At 49.4% G+C, this 17,848-nt stretch carries 17 protein-coding genes; 10 read left to right on the top strand and 7 right to left on the bottom strand.

The features are described 5' to 3' along the window. Window positions 1-196 precede the first annotated feature (196 nt). From BZG13_RS07775 to BZG13_RS07765, 3 genes are read left to right on the top strand one after another with little or no spacing between them, the layout of a single operon-like run. Complete coding sequence (locus tag BZG13_RS07775; protein WP_069361274.1) at window positions 197-916, top strand: response regulator; 720 nt, start codon at window positions 197-199, stop codon at window positions 914-916. Then, on the top strand, window positions 906-2,354 hold the full coding sequence (locus BZG13_RS07770; protein ID WP_077486211.1) for an ATP-binding protein: 1,449 nt from the start codon (window positions 906-908) through the stop codon (window positions 2,352-2,354). The genes BZG13_RS07775 and BZG13_RS07770 overlap by 11 nt, the downstream gene beginning before the upstream one ends. After that, window positions 2,354-3,619 carry an ABC transporter substrate-binding protein gene (locus BZG13_RS07765; protein WP_241824627.1) on the top strand — a complete coding sequence of 422 codons (1,266 nt, stop codon included), beginning with the start codon at window positions 2,354-2,356 and terminating at the stop codon, window positions 3,617-3,619. Before BZG13_RS07770 ends, BZG13_RS07765 begins: the two co-directional genes overlap by 1 nt. An 81-nt stretch (window positions 3,620-3,700) precedes the next feature. Here the strand turns inward: BZG13_RS07765 and BZG13_RS07760 are convergent, their stop codons facing one another. Together BZG13_RS07760 and BZG13_RS07755 are read right to left on the bottom strand one after the other, a co-directional pair. Beyond that, on the bottom strand, window positions 3,701-4,465 hold the full coding sequence (locus tag BZG13_RS07760; protein WP_077486209.1) for a DeoR/GlpR family DNA-binding transcription regulator: 765 nt from the start codon (window positions 4,463-4,465) through the stop codon (window positions 3,701-3,703). Window positions 4,466-4,526: 61 nt separating this feature from the next. Next, complete coding sequence (locus BZG13_RS07755) at window positions 4,527-5,261, bottom strand: glycerophosphodiester phosphodiesterase family protein (protein ID WP_077486208.1); 735 nt, start codon at window positions 5,259-5,261, stop codon at window positions 4,527-4,529. A 279-nt stretch (window positions 5,262-5,540) separates the two neighbouring features. Here BZG13_RS07755 and ugpB point away from each other — a divergent pair, with 279 nt between their 5' ends. The 7 genes from ugpB (at window position 5,541) to panP (ending at window position 13,184) form a co-directional block, all read left to right on the top strand. Further along, window positions 5,541-6,845: a sn-glycerol-3-phosphate ABC transporter substrate-binding protein UgpB gene (gene ugpB / locus BZG13_RS07750; protein WP_077486207.1), complete on the top strand. Its 1,305-nt coding sequence runs from the start codon at window positions 5,541-5,543 to the stop codon at window positions 6,843-6,845. A 78-nt stretch (window positions 6,846-6,923) separates the two neighbouring features. After that, window positions 6,924-7,805: a sn-glycerol-3-phosphate ABC transporter permease UgpA gene (ugpA, locus tag BZG13_RS07745; protein ID WP_069361279.1), complete on the top strand. Its 882-nt coding sequence runs from the start codon at window positions 6,924-6,926 to the stop codon at window positions 7,803-7,805. Then, complete coding sequence (gene ugpE / locus BZG13_RS07740; protein WP_077486206.1) at window positions 7,805-8,653, top strand: sn-glycerol-3-phosphate ABC transporter permease UgpE; 849 nt, start codon at window positions 7,805-7,807, stop codon at window positions 8,651-8,653. Before ugpA ends, ugpE begins: the two co-directional genes overlap by 1 nt. Further along, window positions 8,654-9,757 carry a sn-glycerol-3-phosphate import ATP-binding protein UgpC gene (locus tag BZG13_RS07735; protein ID WP_077486205.1) on the top strand — a complete coding sequence of 368 codons (1,104 nt, stop codon included), beginning with the start codon at window positions 8,654-8,656 and terminating at the stop codon, window positions 9,755-9,757. 21 nt (window positions 9,758-9,778) lie between these two features. After that, window positions 9,779-10,603 carry an HAD family hydrolase gene (locus BZG13_RS07730; protein ID WP_077486204.1) on the top strand — a complete coding sequence of 275 codons (825 nt, stop codon included), beginning with the start codon at window positions 9,779-9,781 and terminating at the stop codon, window positions 10,601-10,603. A gap of 190 nt (window positions 10,604-10,793) precedes the next feature. Continuing rightward, window positions 10,794-11,315 carry a hypothetical protein gene (locus tag BZG13_RS07725; RefSeq protein ID WP_069361282.1) on the top strand — a complete coding sequence of 174 codons (522 nt, stop codon included), beginning with the start codon at window positions 10,794-10,796 and terminating at the stop codon, window positions 11,313-11,315. Window positions 11,316-11,537: 222 nt separating this feature from the next. Continuing rightward, window positions 11,538-13,184 (top strand): pyridoxal-dependent aspartate 1-decarboxylase PanP, encoded by a 1,647-nt coding sequence (gene panP, locus BZG13_RS07720; protein ID WP_077486203.1) that lies wholly within the window; start codon window positions 11,538-11,540, stop codon window positions 13,182-13,184. A gap of 91 nt (window positions 13,185-13,275) precedes the next feature. Here the strand turns inward: panP and BZG13_RS07715 are convergent, their stop codons facing one another. From BZG13_RS07715 to BZG13_RS07695, 5 genes are all read right to left on the bottom strand, one after another. Further along, window positions 13,276-13,719 (bottom strand): hypothetical protein, encoded by a 444-nt coding sequence (locus BZG13_RS07715; protein WP_131825394.1) that lies wholly within the window; start codon window positions 13,717-13,719, stop codon window positions 13,276-13,278. Window positions 13,720-13,860: 141 nt separating this feature from the next. Beyond that, window positions 13,861-14,331 (bottom strand): DUF2947 domain-containing protein, encoded by a 471-nt coding sequence (locus tag BZG13_RS07710; RefSeq protein WP_077486201.1) that lies wholly within the window; start codon window positions 14,329-14,331, stop codon window positions 13,861-13,863. Window positions 14,332-14,466: 135 nt separating this feature from the next. Then, window positions 14,467-15,036 carry a heme utilization protein HutZ gene (gene hutZ / locus BZG13_RS07705; RefSeq protein WP_077486200.1) on the bottom strand — a complete coding sequence of 190 codons (570 nt, stop codon included), beginning with the start codon at window positions 15,034-15,036 and terminating at the stop codon, window positions 14,467-14,469. 2 nt (window positions 15,037-15,038) lie between these two features. After that, a complete protein-coding gene (gene hutX / locus BZG13_RS07700) occupies window positions 15,039-15,575 on the bottom strand; it encodes a heme utilization cystosolic carrier protein HutX (RefSeq protein ID WP_077486199.1) in 537 nt (178 codons plus the stop codon). A 79-nt stretch (window positions 15,576-15,654) separates the two neighbouring features. Next, entirely contained in the window at window positions 15,655-17,718 is a 2,064-nt protein-coding gene (locus tag BZG13_RS07695; protein WP_077486198.1) for a TonB-dependent hemoglobin/transferrin/lactoferrin family receptor, read from the bottom strand. Window positions 17,719-17,848: the final 130 nt, after the last annotated feature.

The raw sequence follows: 17,848 nt of genomic DNA, 5'->3' as shown, positions 1-17,848 counted from the left end.
TCTCGCGTCGTCATGCGATGCACTATCTGCCTTTTTATACCTTTACCCCTCCTGGGTGTCTGCTCTGACATCATCACCAATACGGCTATCAACAAGTCGCTGATTATTTACACAAAGTGCGGCTTTGTTTGTAGCATCTCAACGATAAAGCACCGATAATGGGGACACTGACTATAACAACGAGGACAATGGCGATATGGCTTCAGCCAAACGCATCTTAGTGGTCGACGACGATGTCGAAATTCGTGAGCTTCTCCAAGCTTACCTCACCAAAGCGGGTTACGAAGTCATGACCGCGCAAAACGGTCATGAGATGCAAACTAAACTGGCTGTCCAATACCCGGATTTAATTTTACTCGACGTGATGCTTCCAGGGGATGATGGCTTTACCCTGTGCAAAAGTATTCGTAAAGATTCGAGTGTGCCTATCATCATGCTCACCGCCGTGTCAGACGAAACCGATCAAATTGTAGGGTTAGAGTTAGGCGCCGATGACTATATCGCCAAGCCCTTTAGTCCGCGCCAATTGATCGCCCGTATTCGTGCATTACTACGTCGCACCCAGCAATTACAGGAAACGACTTTGTCCCGACCCAAAGCGATTCGGTTCGGCCAGTGGCGTCTTGAGCCTGCCACCCAGCAATTGCATCACGTTGTCACTGGTATGGAAATAGAGTTGTCGGCGTCTGATTATGCCCTGCTGATGTTGTTTATCGACCACCCACACCAATTGCTCGATCGTAATGCGATTAGCCAAGCGACACGAGGCCGCGATGCTCAGGCGCAAGAGCGTGGCATCGATGTACAAGTTAGCCGCTTACGCCAGCGCTTACGTGATACTGGCAAAGCGAACTTGATTAAAACCGTGCGTGGTGCGGGTTATATGTTTGTGGCTGAGATCCAATATGAATCATGACTGGCTAGAAAAGCTGATCCCCCGCTCTTTGCTTTCCAGAACCCTGCTATTGACGCTGCTATCCGTGGTCTTAGCRCAAGGGATCGCGACGTCAATATGGTATACCCAGTCAAAGCGAACCCAGCTAGAGGGGTTAGAATCCGCATCGGCGAGCTTGGCTAACATGTTTGCCTCAACCACCACCTTTTTTCAATCCTTGCCCGTTGCTTACCGGCATGTTGCACTTAACCAGTTAAGGAATATGGGCGGGACACGATTTTTTGTCTCCTTCAACAAAGAAAAAATCGAAATCACGCCCATTGAAGAGACACAGGCGAAAAAGGTAGCGACCCGCACCGTATCGGGCATTCTCCATGAGCAGCTCCCGTCATTGAATACGATTGATGTTGATTTTTCGCGCCCTGAAACCTTACGCGTGCTCAATAACGACATTTTATTGCAAGACTTGCCCAAGTCCTGGGCACATCACACGTTAAGTTTAGAGCCATTAAACCCACCCATTTTGGTGGTACAAATGGAGCTGAAACAAGATGAGTGGATCTATATCGCCGCGTTGTTGCCTGCGCCCTATGTGACGCTCGACGACACCCTGATTACCGCCGATCAAGTGGTCTTTATTGTGGTGATCACTGCGCTATTACTGTTTTTTACTTATATCTTGATTCGCCAGCAAGCTCGACCATTGAAACGACTCGCTAAAGCAGCAAACTTATTTAGCACCGATATCGAGCAGCCACCGCTTAAGGAAGAAGGCGCGGCTGAAATCGCGATTGTGACACGAGCGTTTAACCGTATGCAGCGTCGCTTACAACGCCACCTGCGTGAGCGTGAGACCTTATTCCGCTCCATGTCGCATGATTTAAAAACGCCCATCACCCGCTTACGTTTACGGGCAGAATTAATCGATGACGACGTACAAGCAGCGAAGCTCAATAAAGATTTAGATGATCTTGAAATCATGGTTAAAGGCGCGGTACAAACCGTTAGAGACACCGATATCCATGAAAACATGGCGGCTATTGATGTCATTGATTTCTTGGCGATGATTGTCGAACCACACAATCAAAACCGTATCCGAGTGAGCATTGAAAGTGACGCGGTGCCTCCGTTTACTTGCAAGCCACTCGCCTTTAAACGCTGCTTATCCAATTTAATTGATAATGGTRTGAAATACGGTGATAAAGTGACGATTTACGTCATGGACGCCAAACACACGTTAGATATTACCCTGATTGACGAAGGGCCAGGTATTCCTGAGCAAGCGCTCGACTCAGTGTTTGACCCTTATGTACGCTTACACGATGATAACGACGGTTCCGGGCTTGGTTTGGGGATTGCACGCGATATCATCCACGCGCATGGCGGGGATATGGTGCTTAGTAACCGCAGTGAAGGTGGCCTGCAAGTTGATATCAGTTTTCCGCGGGTAGAAGAATAATGGCACGCTTAAATAGATACCTCTCTCACTGGATCATCAGTGGCATGTTTGCCACCTACAGCCTTGCAGTGTCCGCCAGTGATGTTGAAGTTTTACACTGGTGGACATCTGCCGGTGAAGCCAAAGCCGCCTCTGTCTTGCGAGAAGGTATTGAGCAACGAGGCCATCAATGGCAAGACTTCGCGGTCGGTGGTCGCGCAGGGATAAGCGCGATGAACACCCTGAGGATCCGTGCCATCAGTGGTAACCCGCCCCTTGCGGCACAAATCAAAGGGCCAGAGATCACCGAGTGGGCCCGTTTAGGCTTTTTACGCAACCTCAATGAGATTGCGGAAGCGGAACACTGGGAAGATAAAATCCCTGCCCCACTACGTGATGTCATGCAGTACCAAGGTAACTATGTAGCGGCGCCCATTAATATCCACCGAGTAAATTGGCTATGGATTAACTTACGTGCGTTTGAGGCCGCGGATGCTGATGTCCCGACCGACTTTGATAGCTTTTTTACTGCGGCAGATAAACTTAAACAGGCAGGCTATATTCCCCTTGCCCTAGGCGGCGAGCCATGGCAGGTCGCGACACTTTTCGACAGTTTGGCGCTATCAGTGTTGGGACCGCAAGATTATCAACGAGCCTTTTTAGACTTTGACCGCAAAGCGCTGCTGAGTGACGATGTGGTTAAAGCCTTTACCCTGTTGGCGAAGATGCGCCAATACGTGGATGACTCAGGCCAAGGGCGCAACTGGAGCGACACCACACGCCTACTCATTGATAATCAAGCGGGTATGCAAGTGATGGGTGATTGGGCTAAAGGCGAGTTTTTTGCCGCCAACCAACAAGAAGGCAACGCCTTTACCTGTGTCGCCTTCCCGGGAACAAAAAAAGCCTTTAGTTACAACGTCGACAGCTTTGTGTTTTTCAAACCCAATAACCAAAGTGAGCGACAAAGCCAAACAGACATGGCCTCGTACCTACTCACACCACAGTTCCAGCGTGACTTTAACCGTTACAAAGGCTCGTTGCCTATTCGGTTTGATGTGCCCCTCCCCCAGGGGGACCGGTGTGCACAGCAATCGCGTGATGCGTTTATTTATGCGCAGGAGAATGGCACCTTAAGCCCCAGCATGTCACACGGTCTTTCTACCACACGTTATGTACAAAGCGCGGTGTTCGATGTGATTAATGAGTTCTTCTATAACCCTGAGCAAACGCCGCGTGAAGCCACCGAGGCACTGTATCGCGCGATTTTATCCGCGCAAGCGTGATCCCGCTATGGTTTGTCGCCACACAGGTATAGCCAGCCCTTCTCAACCGGTAATTGGCGCTTGCGTAGGGCTGGGATCGCGCTAGTCACAAGGAATAAAAGCGATATCTGGCGGCAGCGTCGAATAGTTGCTCAGTACATCGTTAGTGAACACATAGTCGAACTGACTTAAGGTTGTCACTTTCACCGGTGCGCTGCGCTGCCACTTTGATCCATCTGCCACCAACCAACGCGCACTCGCCGCGCTAAGCATGGTGTCACTGACATCTGCTTCATCGGGTGAAAACTCACACACCCATCCCTCTTCATTGACCGCCGCACAGCCGATAATGGCSATATCCGGTTGGAAACGAGATAGGAACTGAAGCACTGAGTGGCCAACCATGTCTTGGTCATTGGCGCGCAACTTCCCCCCTGCCAGCCAAATATCAAGGTCAGGGTTCGCCCCCAAAATGTGCGCGATCTGGACGTTATTGGTGATTACGCGAAGGTTGCGTCTTGTTAATAGCTGCTCAGCGATCGCAGAAACCGTGGTACCGATCCCAAGCATCACTGTCGCCCCCTCAGGAATGTGCTCGGCCACGGCCCGTGCAATCGCCGTTTTCACACCACTGTGCCGTTGCAAACGGCGCTGGTAATCGCTATTGACATGCGCAGAGGGCATATTAATGCCACCATGGTGACGTCGAGCTAAGCCCAGCGCACAAAGCTGATTAATATCACGACGAATCGTCTGCGTCGTAACCGAAAACTGCGTGGCCAAATCATCCGTTTCGAGATGCTCTGTTTTTGCTAATTGCGCTAATATTTCGCGCTGACGCCAATTTAACTCTGCCTCTTGTGGCACGTATGCTCCTTGCTGTCAGAAAATGCTCGACCGCTCATCGACCAAGTCGTTTAACCCCGTGTTAGCACGGGTGTGTTAAGTATTTGCCCGGATCGTCGGTGATCATCATATCTACGCCCCAAGCCCATAACGCGTCAACCTCAGCTGGCTCATTAGGGGTATAACACTTCAATACTAAACCTGATTCTTTCACGGATTTCGCTTTGTCTTGCGTGAGGTGGCGATAGTTGCAGTGAATACTAAACGTCGCTAAGTCCCGAAACTCATGCCAATTGTCAGGGATGGTTTCCCATAAAATCGCCCGCGCTAACTCAGGCATTTCATCACGAACAATCGCGAGTGCTTCAAGAGAAAAAGACGAGACTAATACCTTCTCGGTGCTGATAGGGCTTGCCGACAAGCAAGCAAATATCGCGCGGCATAAGGCAGGAATATCGCTATCCGGGTAGGTTTTTATCTCAAGGTTGATATGAAGTGCATCACGGTGCGCTTGGGCTAAAACGGCCGCGAGCGTGGGTACCCTTTCATACCCAAACACGGGTGAAAAATGTCCGCCTGCATCAAGCTGCTGCAAGTCTGCCAAGGCGGTATCTTTTAGCGCCCCTGTCCCATTCGTGCAACGTAACAAAGTGTGGTCATGAAACACCACGGGCACCCCGTCTTGGGTCAATTGCACATCGACCTCCACCCAGCTTAACCCAATCTCTCGCACCTTTGAAATAGACGCTAACGTATTCTCTGGTGCATGAGCGGCGACACCTCGATGCCCGCATAATTGTTGTGGTGCGATTTTCATTTGAACAGTCTCATTTCAATCGGTCATTCGGGTATTGTAGGACAGTGTTCACCGCATTGTCTCGCGTAACTATGACAGTGTTTTTACGAATAAGTGCTTGCGGTTACAGCATTTTCATCATCAAAACACGCTCTATTTAACATTTTTTTCACACAACATGAGACGGCGGTCAAAAGTCATACAATTGTCATCTCCCTTTTCGTTTGGGTTCATATTATGTTCATTTTTGTTCATTAAGTTGCCGAATGAACATTACCCAATCCTCAAAAGGAGTGACGCATGAAAACCCAACGCTTAACCGCGCTTTCTTCGGCCCTGTTGCTGGCCTCTTTTTCTGCCAACGCGACAACCGAAATCGAATGGTGGCACGCAATGGGCGGAAATCTTGGCGAAAAAGTGAATGAAATTGCCGAGAAGTTCAATGCCAGTCAGGATGACTATTCCGTCAAACCCATCTACAAGGGTAACTACACCGAAACCATGACAGGCGCCGTATCGGCATTCCGCGCCAACAAGCAACCTCATATCGTCCAGGTGTTTGAAGTCGGCACCGCGACCATGATGTCAGCAAAAGGAGCGGTTTACCCTGTCTATGAGCTGATGGAAAATGCTAACGTCCCGTTTGACCAATCTGACTACCTCTCTTCTGTCACGGGTTATTATTCAGATGAAGATGGCAATATGCTGTCGATGCCGTTTAATAGCTCAACGCCCGTTCTGTATTACAACAAAGACCTATTTGCTAAAGCTGGCGTTAATCCTCCCAAAACCTGGGAAGAGGTTGAGCAAGTATCTGAGAAACTGCTTGCCAATGGTGCTCAGTGCGGCTTCACGACTGGTTGGCAATCTTGGGTACAAATTGAAAACCTCGGCGCTCGCCACAATGCCCCCATTGCCACCAATGACAATGGCTTTAGCAGTGTCGATAACAAGATGCTGATTAACCAGTCTCCGTTTGTGGATCACATTGCCAAAATGGCGGATTGGCAACAGGCTGGCATTTTTGAATATGGCGGTCGCCGCTCTGACAGTGCTCCGCTGTTCTACAGTGGTGAATGTGCCATGTATATGAACTCGTCAGCGTCTTATGCCGGTGTGCGTGAAAGCGTGAAAGATTTCGAGTTTGGTGTGGCGAAACTCCCTTATTGGGACAAAGCCGTTAAGCAGCCAAGAAATACCATCATCGGTGGCGCAACGCTTTGGGTTCTACAAGGCCACGAGTCAGAAGAGTATAAAGGCGTCGCTCAGTTCTTCTCCTTCTTGTCTCAACCTGAAATCCAAGCCGACTGGCACCAGTTCACCGGTTACTTACCCATCACCCACGACGCCTATGAGCTAAGCAAGAAGCAAGGCTTTTATGCCACAAACCCAGGCACGGACATCGCGATTAAGCAGATGACCGAGGTCGAACCAACGCCTGCTTCGAAAGGGATCCGCTTAGGTAACTTCGTGCAAATCCGTGACGTGATTAACGAAGAGCTTGAGACTGTATGGTCCGGCGATCAATCGGCTCAAGAAGCGCTGGATGAAGCCGTTGAGCGCGCTAATGGCTTGCTTTCAAAGTTTGCGAAAGCCAATCAGTAAACAGTTAATTCCTTCCATAAAAAACCTTGTTGTATGACGGAGCGGTATAAACTGCCGCTCCACTTTTTGAGAAAGCCTATGTCCAATAAACCCACATTTAATCATTGTGCGTTTCCCATTTTACTACTCGCGCCTCAATTGCTGATCACCTTTATCTTTTTTATCTGGCCAGCGGCGCAGGCAGTATGGCAATCCACCTTGTTGGAAGATCCATTCGGTCTCAGTACCGAGTTTGTCGGTGGCGAAAACTTCACTGAGTTGCTGGGAGACGCCAGCTATTATCGCTCTTTTTTGACCACCTTGTTCTTTAGTTTTTCTGTTGCAGGCATCGCACTGCTATCGGCGCTTGTGCTGGCGGTGATGGCCGATCGAGTCATTAAAGGGGCGGCAGGCTATAAAACGCTATTGGTATGGCCCTACGCCGTCGCTCCGGCTGTCGCAGGGGTGCTGTGGTTATTCATGTTCAATCCCACTGTCGGTGTATTGGCCCATGCGCTAAAAGCCATGGGTTTAGACTGGAATCCGTTTATCCATTCTGGCGATGCCATGACCATGGTGATCATTGCCGCCACATGGAAGCAGATTAGCTACAACTTCCTCTTCTTCCTCGCCGGGCTGCAATCCATCCCACGCTCATTGGTGGAAGCGGCAGCCATCGACGGCGCCGGCCCGGTAAAACGCTTTTTTACCATCATTTTCCCATTGCTCTCTCCGACCTCTTTTTTTCTATTGGTCGTGAACTTGGTGTACGCCTTTTTCGAAACCTTTGGGGTGATTCATGCCATGACGCAAGGTGGGCCTGGGCAATCCACCACGACGCTGGTTTATAAAGTGTATGCAGACGGTTTTGTCGGCCTCAATATGGGCTCATCCGCCGCGCAATCCGTGGTGTTGATGATCCTCGTGGGGGCATTAACCGTGATTCAGTTTAAATATGTTGAAAAGAAGGTGGCTTACTAATGGTTGAACGTCGCCCTTGGCTTACTGTGTTCTCGCATTTGGTGTTGATTTTAGGGGTGGCCTCGGTTGCACTCCCTGTGTGGCTAGCGTTAACCGCTGCGACCCATGACAGCAGCGCCTTTGTCAGTGGTGTCACGCCGTTATGGTTTGGTGACAAAGGCTTATCTGTGTTCAAAGAGGTATTAACCGAAGGGACATCCCGTGAGTTAAATATTTCCGTTGCCGGCATGCTGTGGAATTCATTTTTAATGGCGATGGGTATATCGATCGGCAAACTGGCTATTTCTATTTTATCGGCCTATGCGGTGGTGTATTTTCGCTTTCCGGGTCGGATGTTGGCATTTTGGGTGATTTTTATGACCCTGATGCTGCCCGTGGAGGTGCGCATTATGCCTACGTTCCAGGTCATTGCCGACCTGAACATGCTCAACTCGATGTCGGGACTGACCATTCCACTCATCGCCAGTGCTACCGCGACCTTTTTGTTCCGTCAGTTTTTTATGACGGTCCCTGGCGAAATGCTTGAAGCCGCGCGGATTGATGGCGCGGGCCCGTTCAAGTTTTTCAAAGACATCCTGCTCCCTCTCTCGCGTACCAATATCGCCGCGCTGTTTGTGATCACCTTCATATACGGTTGGAACCAGTACCTTTGGCCGATATTGATCACCACGGATGATGAGTATTACACCATTGTGATGAGTATTCAGCGCATGCTGTCGGTCGGCGACGGTGAAGTGGAATGGAATCGCGTAATGGCAACAACCCTAATGGCCATGCTACCACCCGTACTCGTGGTGCTTGGCATGCAAAAACTCTTTGTGAAAGGCTTAGTGGAAACGGAGAAGTAAATGGCAACGGTAACCCTAGAACAGATGGCAAAGACCTACCCCAATGGGTTTAAAGCCATTCACGGCGTCGACTTATCAGTGAAAGATGGCGAAATGATTGTGTTGGTGGGACCCAGCGGCTGTGGCAAATCAACCTTACTGCGCATGATTGCCGGCCTCGAGGCGATTTCCAGCGGCCAATTGGTCATTGACGATAAAAAAGTGAATGATCTTGAGCCCGGCGAGCGCGATATTGCCATGGTGTTTCAAAACTATGCGCTCTATCCACACATGAGTGTATTCGACAATATGGCCTATGGCCTTAAAAACCGCGGCACACCCAAAGCGACCATTCAACAGCTTGTGACCGAGGTTGCGACGATGCTCGAGCTAGAACACCTGCTCGACAGACGGCCTAATCAATTGTCCGGTGGACAGCGACAACGGGTGGCAATGGGCCGTGCGATTGTGCGTCGTCCCAAGGTTTTTCTCTTTGATGAGCCGTTATCCAACCTTGATGCTAAACTACGTGTACAAATGCGTTTAGAAATCAAAAGTTTGCAAAGGAAGCTGAATACCACTGCCGTTTATGTTACCCACGACCAAGTTGAAGCGATGACCCTCGCGGACCGCTTAGTGGTATTGAATGGTGGTAACGTTGAGCAAATTGGTACACCGTTAGACGTTTACGATGCACCGGCTAGCTTGTTTGTCGCCACATTTATTGGCTCTCCAGCGATGAATATTGTCGAGGGTCAAATCGACAGTGATGTCCTATCGATAGGTAAACACGTTTTGGCTGAGTGTCAGGACGTTGATACACAATCCGTGTCCGTCGGATTGCGGCCCGAGCATTTAAAAGTGGTATCGGCCGATCAGGCCAGTTTTACGCTTGCAGTCACCTTGACCGAGTCTTTAGGGGCTGATTTGCTAGTCTATGGTCATATAACCGATACCGATAGCTTCATCACACTGCGTTTAGAGGGGCACAGTAAGGTGGTTGAAGGCGATAAACTTCCCTTGACGATTTCCCCTGACGACCTCCACGTATTTGACAATGAACAAGGGAAACGACTGGCTCTTAATCTGCGTCAGGTTAATCATCGCCATGTGGCGGCTATTTAATTAACGAGGATCGCGACACCTATGCCGAATCAGTGTTTGCCCATCTCGTCAATGCATGATCACGCCACACGCTGGCGTGACGTGCAATGGCTATTTACCGACGTGGATGACACCTTGACATGGCAAGGTGAGCTGCCCTGGCAAACACTGAAGGCGATGGCCGATCTCCGTGAAGCCGGCATTCACGTTGTCCCTGTTACTGGCGCGTGCGCCGGCTGGGGCGATCACATGATTAACGCGTGGCCCGTTGATACGGTGATCAGCGAAAACGGTGGGGTGATCCTATGGCAAGAAAACGGTCAGCGCTTCACGAAAATCAATCAAGCCGCCCGCCAACAACAAGCCGCCCTCGTCGACTGGGTAAACCGCTTACTTCAGCTCTATCCAGATCGCGCACTTGCGGCGGATCAGCCTTATCGCCTTTGTGAAGTAGCGGTTGATATTGGCCAGCATACGTCACGTGCATCCACCGATGAGATCAATGCATTGCTCGCCGAGTTTCATGGACAGGGTATTAATGCAACAGCCAGCTCGATTCACATTAATGCTTGGTTCGGTACCCATAGTAAGCGACGCGCAGCGCAAGCATGGTTAGAGCGTTACAATGTCACCGGTAGGCAGGCTCAGCAACGCGCGGCGTTTATTGGCGATTCACCGAACGACAGTGACATGTTTGCCCACTTTCCTCTGAGCGTCGGCGTTGCGAATATTGCTCCTCACCTTCCAGCATTGACCACCGCGCCAACTTGGATCACGGATGCGCCGGGAGGGTTTGGTTTTGCCGAATTTACCCGCCACTGGCTGTCGGTATTGTCGAACCAGCAAGGCATGTCACGCGCTAACTGAGCGTGATATCACAGCTTTTCTGCTACAGGGCTTTTTATATCAATGTGTTATTTAACTTTGTCACTGGCTCGTTCTACAATATCTGCGTTTTATCATTCACAAAGATGCCCAAACCTCATTGTTTGCGCCCCGCACACGGTTAGTGCGTATAATCTTAAAGCGCAAACACGATAACGATTAGGATAATGTTATGAAACGCTATGCCCTTGCACTGGTCGCGGCACTATTGCCGATAATGTCAAACGCTGCCCCTATCAAAAATGCAGACTGTTATTCGGCCAAATATCATGATTATGTGGATGCATCGATCAATTGGTACCAAGCGCTGGTCGATATGACAGTTAAAAAAGATCCGACACTGGATGAGGTCGCCGCGTGGTTCTTGAAAGGCCGAAAAAATCACTTCAATCTCAATGCACAAGCTTTTGATTATTATCTAGAAAATGACAGTGCCAAGCTCAATTTGGAAGCGCCGGTGGAGTCTTGGCTAAAACTAAGCCAAGAAGACGTAAAAACGCTCGCGCAAAGCTCATTGCCACCCTCGACGCTGGCTGAAAAAGTGTTTAACTTTCGCCAAGGCGAAGCCATGGACGGAAACTATACCCTTCGCAGTGCACTGGCTGATCTGCTAAGCCATCCAAAAGAGATTGACAAGGCGCTCAATCAATATAATGACCAAATGAACAGTATTAACCAACGTCAGTGTCAGTAAACACGCTCTCATTTAAGAGCCAGCAATCGCTGGCTCCTCTTATCAACTCTACTCTCTATCGCGTGCGCTGTTTCAGCTGTCATCCTTCAGTAAAAAAAGCCTGATGCTCTGGCTTTTTTTTGCTATGTTGAGGCCTAATTTCAGTCAGTGATCGTGACCCTAGTCTCAATGCGCTTGAGAGGGTCACTATTTGGACAGCCAAGCAGATATAAGAAGAACGTCATGGCAACACACAATAAAGCCGCGGACGCCACACCGGAAACCTTGCACCGGATTTTTACTGTCCCCGAAGCCCCAGATTCAACGCTCAGCCAAATTGAGCAAGCGATCTCTCAGAATCTAAACCGGTTTTTACAAAACCATATAACTGCCACCGAGCGATCGCTCGCTGATATTGAGCGCGATTTTAGCGACCCGGCCATCCCTGAAGATCCCAGTTTTGTCTCTGATCATACGCAGTTTCTGCTCGAGAAACTCGTTGCTCAATCAGTACATACCGCTTCACCGCGATTTATCGGCCACATGACCTCTGCACTGCCCTATTTTTTGATGCCACTGTCTAAAATCATGATTGGCCTCAACCAAAATACGGTCAAAATTGAAACCTCTAAAGCGTTTACACCGCTTGAGCGGCAAGTGCTTGGCATGTTGCATAACCTGATTTATCAGCAAGACGACGCCTTCTATCAGAGTTGGATGCACAGCGCCAACCATTCACTCGGTGCTTTTTGCTCAGGTGGCACAGTGGCGAATATCACCGCTTTATGGGTCGCGCGAAATAACGTCCTCAAGCCTGACGGAGAGTTTCCTGGCATCAACAAGGCTGGCTTGTTTGGCGCGATGCGCCACTACGGCTATCGCGACCTCGCTATTTTGGTGTCAGAGCGTGGTCATTATTCACTGGGTAAGGCGGCTGATGTGCTGGGTATTGGTCGCGACCAACTGATCTCGGTGCCTGCGGATAGCCAAAATCGCATATGTATTGATGCACTTGAAGACACCATTTCGCAACTGAATCGAGACAAAATTAAGCCGGTCGCCATCGTGGGTGTCGCGGGCACCACAGAAACCGGCAGTATCGACCCACTCAACGCATTGGCGGATATTGCGGAGCGTGAGGGCATTCACTTCCACGTTGACGCCGCGTGGGGCGGCGCGACGTTAATGTCGAATAACCAGCGACATAAACTGAGTGGGATTGAACGTGCTGATTCGGTGACCATTGACGCCCATAAACAGCTTTATGTCCCTATGGGCGCGGGGATGGTGCTGTTTAAAGATCCGTCCGTGGTCGCATCCATCGAGCACCACGCCGAGTATATTCTCCGTAAAGGAGCAAAAGATCTGGGCAGTCACACACTCGAGGGCTCTCGCAGTGGCATGGCAATGTTGGTGTTTGCTTGTATGAACATTATCTCTCGCCGCGGTTATGAGTTGTTGATTGATCAAAGTATCGATAAAGCAGCTGCGTTTGCCAAGATGATTAGCCAACACCCGGATTTTGAGCTTATCTCAGAGCCAGAGCTTTGTTTATTGACCTATCGGTTTGTTCCCGCTCGTGTGCAAGCGGCCCTTGCGGTGGCTAATGAAGAGCAAGTCGATTTGATTCATAACTTGCTCAATGATCTGACTAAATTTGTGCAAAAACGCCAGCGTGAATCAGGTCAAACCTTTGTCTCCCGCACGCGCCTCACCCCAGAACAATGGCAACGACGCACCACCACGGTTTTCCGTGTCGTGCTGGCCAATCCGCTCACTACCACGGATATTTTGCAAGAAGTGTTGGCGGAACAGGGGGAAATCGCCAAAGAAAGCGAGTTTGCCTACCCACGCCTGATGACCCTGGCAGAGAGTATTCTCAAAGCCTAAGTATCAGTGCGTTTCGAACAATAAAAAGGCAGCCAGGTTACGGTGGCTGCCTTTTTAATTTGATTAACCACGATTCAATGTCATATTCGCGCTATTTTAGCGGTCCTGTTTTGGGTGAGTCGGTCGATTGCAGGCAATGAGTTTGACTCAATACAGCCTCGCGTTGATGTTCAATATCAATTTGGGCTTGGCGCCATTGCATCTGCACCTGAGAGGCCGTCATTGTCCGTCCCGGCTCTGAAAACAAAAAGCGCTGCAAGGTATGATCAAACTCAGCGCTGTTCTCTTGTTCGCTGTAGACAATGCCCATTAGCTCAAACGCACGCATTTTCTCTCGCGCCGTACCAATCACGGTATAACGCTGCGCCGTATCAAGTGTTTTATTATAGCGGCAATGGACAAGATCTTGTTGCGCGCCGCGCAGTGCTTCGTTGAGGCCAATGGTGCTGTAATTGCGCCATAAGTCCGACATTTTTGGCAGTGAGCAACCGACCAACAACATCGATAAGCACACCGCTGCCATTATCCTAATCATCGCTTCTTCCTACGCTCAGCACCAAATACCACTCTTCTCTCTAAGGCTACTTACCAAGAGGTTTGTGCCATAAAACCATGTCTACTGTGACAATGACGTCTTGCTATCACTTATAACGGCACCACCACTGATAACTTAAGGTCAGTCACGCTTGCCAATTACCACTTCCCCTGATTGCTCAAACATCGCAACCTCTTTACGACGACGACCAATCAAGATGGGTTTGTCATCATAGAATAGAAAGTTTTTCCAATACTGTTTAAACACCCCCCAGTGCGTTTCGACGATATTGTGTTTGTCATAACAAAAGTAGACCGTGATGTTGTCTTCCCATGGAAAGTGAGCGAGAAACTCATCAGGAAGGTCACCGTCATCATCCCAGGCTTGTTGCCAAACCAGCCGCTGGGTCCAAACACTTTGGTGGGTTGGCCAATCTTGCTTGCCAAAATGATCCGGGGTTGGGCTGTCTTTACTGATAAATTCTTGCCACAACTGCGCCGCGCGCGTCTCTGTCATGGGTCTAATCTCGGCAAGATCGCTTTCCGCAATCGGTAATGATTGATGGGTAAAGATCCACTTGCGCTTATAGTCAGATAAAGGGATATAGTTCATGGTGTTGTTCGTTATCACATTGGCATAAGGTGCCACTTTACCATATTCAATGATCGGTTGTTACTGACCCGCACGCAGACAAAAACGGCAATGCGCAAGGCATTGCCGTGAATGGTGAAATAGAGATCGCAACGGTTAGCTGTTGACCGCTACCTCGTCAGTCGATTGGATGTCTTGATCACTGCCGACTTTGCGGTGTCCTTGGTCAAGGTGCACCATATCAACCAAATCATCGTTACCTACTTGGAACGCTTGACCAAATCCTTTGACGTATAAACCATTGTCCGGTACCAAACGGAACAAACGAAAATCTTCTAACCCACTTAGACTTTCAATGATATCGCCAAAACGGGCTTTCAACGCATCAATACCGGCTTGCCAAGCATCGGTATTACGTTCCACCATTTCAGCTCGTGCGTCAAAGCTAAGACGTTGCCGGGCAAAAATCTGTTTCGCGCTCCCTTCATCTTCGATCATCATCAACGACAGGTTGGGGTTTTCTTGCAGATTGCGTGCGTGACGGGCAATTTCACTAATGAGGATATAAAAGCCATCTTCACGCTGAATAAAGGGCGCATAACTGACATTGGGTTTACCTTGTGCGTCTACGGTCGCCAATTGTAACGTCCGGCAGTTTTCACGAAATTCTTTAATTTCAGGGCCAAGGCGGTTTTGTAGCCGTTCTTGTTTCGTCGCTTGATCCATAATTATTGCTCCAGGTCTGTTTGTGGTGAGGTCGCTAACTGCGTTTTTAGCTGATTAAAGGCATCAATCTGATGGTCGAGAAGCTGACGTTTTTCGTCACGCCCGAGATAAATCTTAAAAATCGAATCGCCTTGTTCGGTAAAAAAGCCGATGTAATGGGTTGCCTTGCCGCGAAAGGGCTTGCTGACAAAAGCAATGCCCGCCATGCGCTCTAACTTTAGGTGCCCATGCATCTCGCCGGGTTTACCCATCAAGTTGTAATAGCCGTAAGCGATTTTCCCTTTGGGAAACGGCGCTTTTACTTCAAAGATCGAGCCGCCGGAATGCACAATCGCCGTGACCGGGCCACCCCATTCGGCCACCTGCATGAGCACGGTTTCAGCATGTTGCCCATCGACCCAAGTTTGATAATCTGCGGGCATGGCGCGTACCACTTCTCCCTCACTCACACCTAGCGTTGCTGCCATATCGGCAGGCAGCATCGAGGCATTTTCGTTCAGTAGCGCGCTGACCTGTTCCGTTAACGTAGTGGTTGTCATTGATCACTCCCAGCCTATTTTTATTGTGATAGGTTTTATCAGTGTGGGCAGGCGTTCACCTGCCCTTTTCACCGTCTACTTAAAATTGGTAACGAACGTTAAATTTAATATCACGCCCAGGAGAGGCTACTTGCGCCCAGGCTCGGGTATACTGTTCGTCGGTTAAGTTATCGATCGCGAGATCGAACTTCACGCCATCCCAGGCGCCATTAGGGCTATAGCTTGCATACACATCCCACAAGGTGTAGCCGTCATAGTGATCTTGCACACCGCGCTCACTGGTATCGGTTTGATCCTGTTCAGCGTAGTGCGAGACCCGCCCACCAAGGGTGACTGGTAAGGTCGCCAATGCATAATGCGTTTCAGCAACCCATTTATGCGCTGGGATGTTATTAATATACGTGCCTGTACTTTTGTCTTTTCCTTCGGTTTGGCTATAGCTCAAGTCGCTGGTAAAACCACCGAGTTGGTGATGAAGGCTTAGCTCGATGCCTTCGAGTTTAGCTTCAGGCAAGTTAGTCTTGACGGTAGTACCATCACGTTCCGTACCTGATGTGCCGTCTTTAGTTGATTGTTCGATAAAATTATCGACATCGTTTCGAAATACGCGCACATCGACATAACCTTGATCTACATACGTATTTGGCACAAACGTATAGGTCATGCTTAGCTCTTTATTGGCACTTTCTTCCGGCTTCAGATCTGGGTTGGGCACAAACTGGTTCATGGCGAAATGAGTACCAGTGGCATACATTTCTTCTAAGCTCGGTGCCCGGAACGCCTCACGATAACTAGCGGTGAGTGCCAGCTGCTCAGTGGCCTGCCAAGTTAATGCGGTGGAAGGCGACCACGCCGTATCATCATGGTCACCAATCGTCGAGCCGGGTCGCTTATCTTTCGCGTCATAGGCGTCAAAGCGGACTCCCGCTTGCCAGTGCCATGCTTGTCCCAACGGTACATCAACTTGAGAAAATACGCCGACGCTTTGTGCTTCTGCATCTTGGTCATCTGGGCGACCAAACATCGAGCCACTGGCGTCTCGTACTGTCTCAAAGTTGTCTTGATAAGCATCCAACCCAGTGGTGAGCGTGAGGTTTTCAAGATTTGAGCGGTTGGACAAAGATAAGCCCAGCGTTTGCATCTGGTTGTTGTCATACTCAACCTTCTCAACGCGATGCTCATTGACCTCGGTATCATTCCAATACAGACGCGCATCCAAATCTACCCACGACTGACTTGGGTTGTAGTTATAGGCGACTGACAAGCTTTGATCATCCACTTGACGATACGTGCGAGGCGACTTTCTTGAGGTCGCTAACTCCGAAGGGTTATATGGCACCATGGCATCACGCTTGCCTTGACGCGCAGTCAACGTCCATTGATGGTCTAAAGACGGCGTGAATGTCACTTTCGCAAACCCGCCTTTTTCTCTCTCGGCTGAATAAGACAAGGTTTTACCATTGCCTAATTGATTATCATCACTATCGTTGTAGTAACTTTGCACCAGCCAATCAACCGTCTCTGTGCGACCAAATACCGCGCCGCTGGTGCGTGAGGCATTATCGTTACTATGGAAACCTTGTTTAAGGTAACCACCTAAATCCTGACCACCGGAAAGAAAATCACTGGCTGATTTTGTCTTTTGAGCAAACACGCCCCCCAAGGCACCGGATCCCCACAAGGTACTGGAAGGGCCACGGGCCACTTCGACAGAACGAAGTAACTCAGGATCCATAAATAAGCTCGAGCGATGACCCACAGAAAAGTTCTGACGTGCACCATCAATAAGCTGCACCACGCGACCGTTTTCACTACTTAATCCACGAATAGTCACAGATTGCGCCACATCGCGCCCACCACCTAGCACAGACACATTAGGTAAGTGACGGATTAAATCAGTGACATTACTGCCCTGACGTTTTTCAATCTCGTCGAGTGAAACCGTATTGACTGCCACGGCGCCATTCGCTTTTTGCGCGTCCATACGGCTGGCATACACAGATACCGTCTCTGTTTGCGTACTACTTTGCTCGTCAGTCGCGGCCATTACTGATGAAGTGAAGCTTAATGTACCAAGTGCCAGCCCAATCGCGAGGTTTAAATGGCTGGGGCGCGGTATCAAAATATCCTTTTTCAATGTCATGTCAGTGCTCTCTAGTTTAACTACAAATGAGAATCATCATTATTTTTGCAAGATTGTATTGATCGAGAACACCAATGTAAACGATAATTGATCTTAATTAGGTATGTAACTAATAATTACAATTGTGCAG

Source organism: Salinivibrio sp. ML323 (assembly GCF_001995745.1).
Taxonomy (GTDB): Bacteria; Pseudomonadota; Gammaproteobacteria; order Enterobacterales; family Vibrionaceae; genus Salinivibrio; species Salinivibrio kushneri.
This window is presented reverse-complemented; position numbering and strand designations above follow the sequence as displayed.

Bases quoted from the DNA above. Each gene is read 5' to 3' on its own strand.
- hutZ (WP_077486200.1), bottom strand. From the start codon at position 15,036: ATGGATCAAGCGACGAAACAAGAACGGCTACAAAACCGCCTTGGCCCT.
- BZG13_RS07715 (WP_131825394.1), bottom strand. From the start codon at position 13,719: ATGATTAGGATAATGGCAGCGGTGTGCTTATCGATGTTGTTGGTCGGT.
- BZG13_RS07730 (WP_077486204.1), top strand. From the start codon at position 9,779: ATGCCGAATCAGTGTTTGCCCATCTCGTCAATGCATGATCACGCCACA.
- BZG13_RS07765 (WP_241824627.1), top strand. From the start codon at position 2,354: ATGGCACGCTTAAATAGATACCTCTCTCACTGGATCATCAGTGGCATG.
- BZG13_RS07735 (WP_077486205.1), top strand. From the start codon at position 8,654: ATGGCAACGGTAACCCTAGAACAGATGGCAAAGACCTACCCCAATGGG.
- BZG13_RS07755 (WP_077486208.1), bottom strand. From the start codon at position 5,261: ATGAAAATCGCACCACAACAATTATGCGGGCATCGAGGTGTCGCCGCT.
- hutX (WP_077486199.1), bottom strand. From the start codon at position 15,575: ATGACAACCACTACGTTAACGGAACAGGTCAGCGCGCTACTGAACGAA.
- BZG13_RS07775 (WP_069361274.1), top strand. From the start codon at position 197: ATGGCTTCAGCCAAACGCATCTTAGTGGTCGACGACGATGTCGAAATT.
- panP (WP_077486203.1), top strand. From the start codon at position 11,538: ATGGCAACACACAATAAAGCCGCGGACGCCACACCGGAAACCTTGCAC.
- BZG13_RS07710 (WP_077486201.1), bottom strand. From the start codon at position 14,331: ATGAACTATATCCCTTTATCTGACTATAAGCGCAAGTGGATCTTTACC.
- BZG13_RS07695 (WP_077486198.1), bottom strand. From the start codon at position 17,718: ATGACATTGAAAAAGGATATTTTGATACCGCGCCCCAGCCATTTAAAC.
- BZG13_RS07725 (WP_069361282.1), top strand. From the start codon at position 10,794: ATGAAACGCTATGCCCTTGCACTGGTCGCGGCACTATTGCCGATAATG.
- ugpE (WP_077486206.1), top strand. From the start codon at position 7,805: ATGGTTGAACGTCGCCCTTGGCTTACTGTGTTCTCGCATTTGGTGTTG.
- ugpA (WP_069361279.1), top strand. From the start codon at position 6,924: ATGTCCAATAAACCCACATTTAATCATTGTGCGTTTCCCATTTTACTA.
- ugpB (WP_077486207.1), top strand. From the start codon at position 5,541: ATGAAAACCCAACGCTTAACCGCGCTTTCTTCGGCCCTGTTGCTGGCC.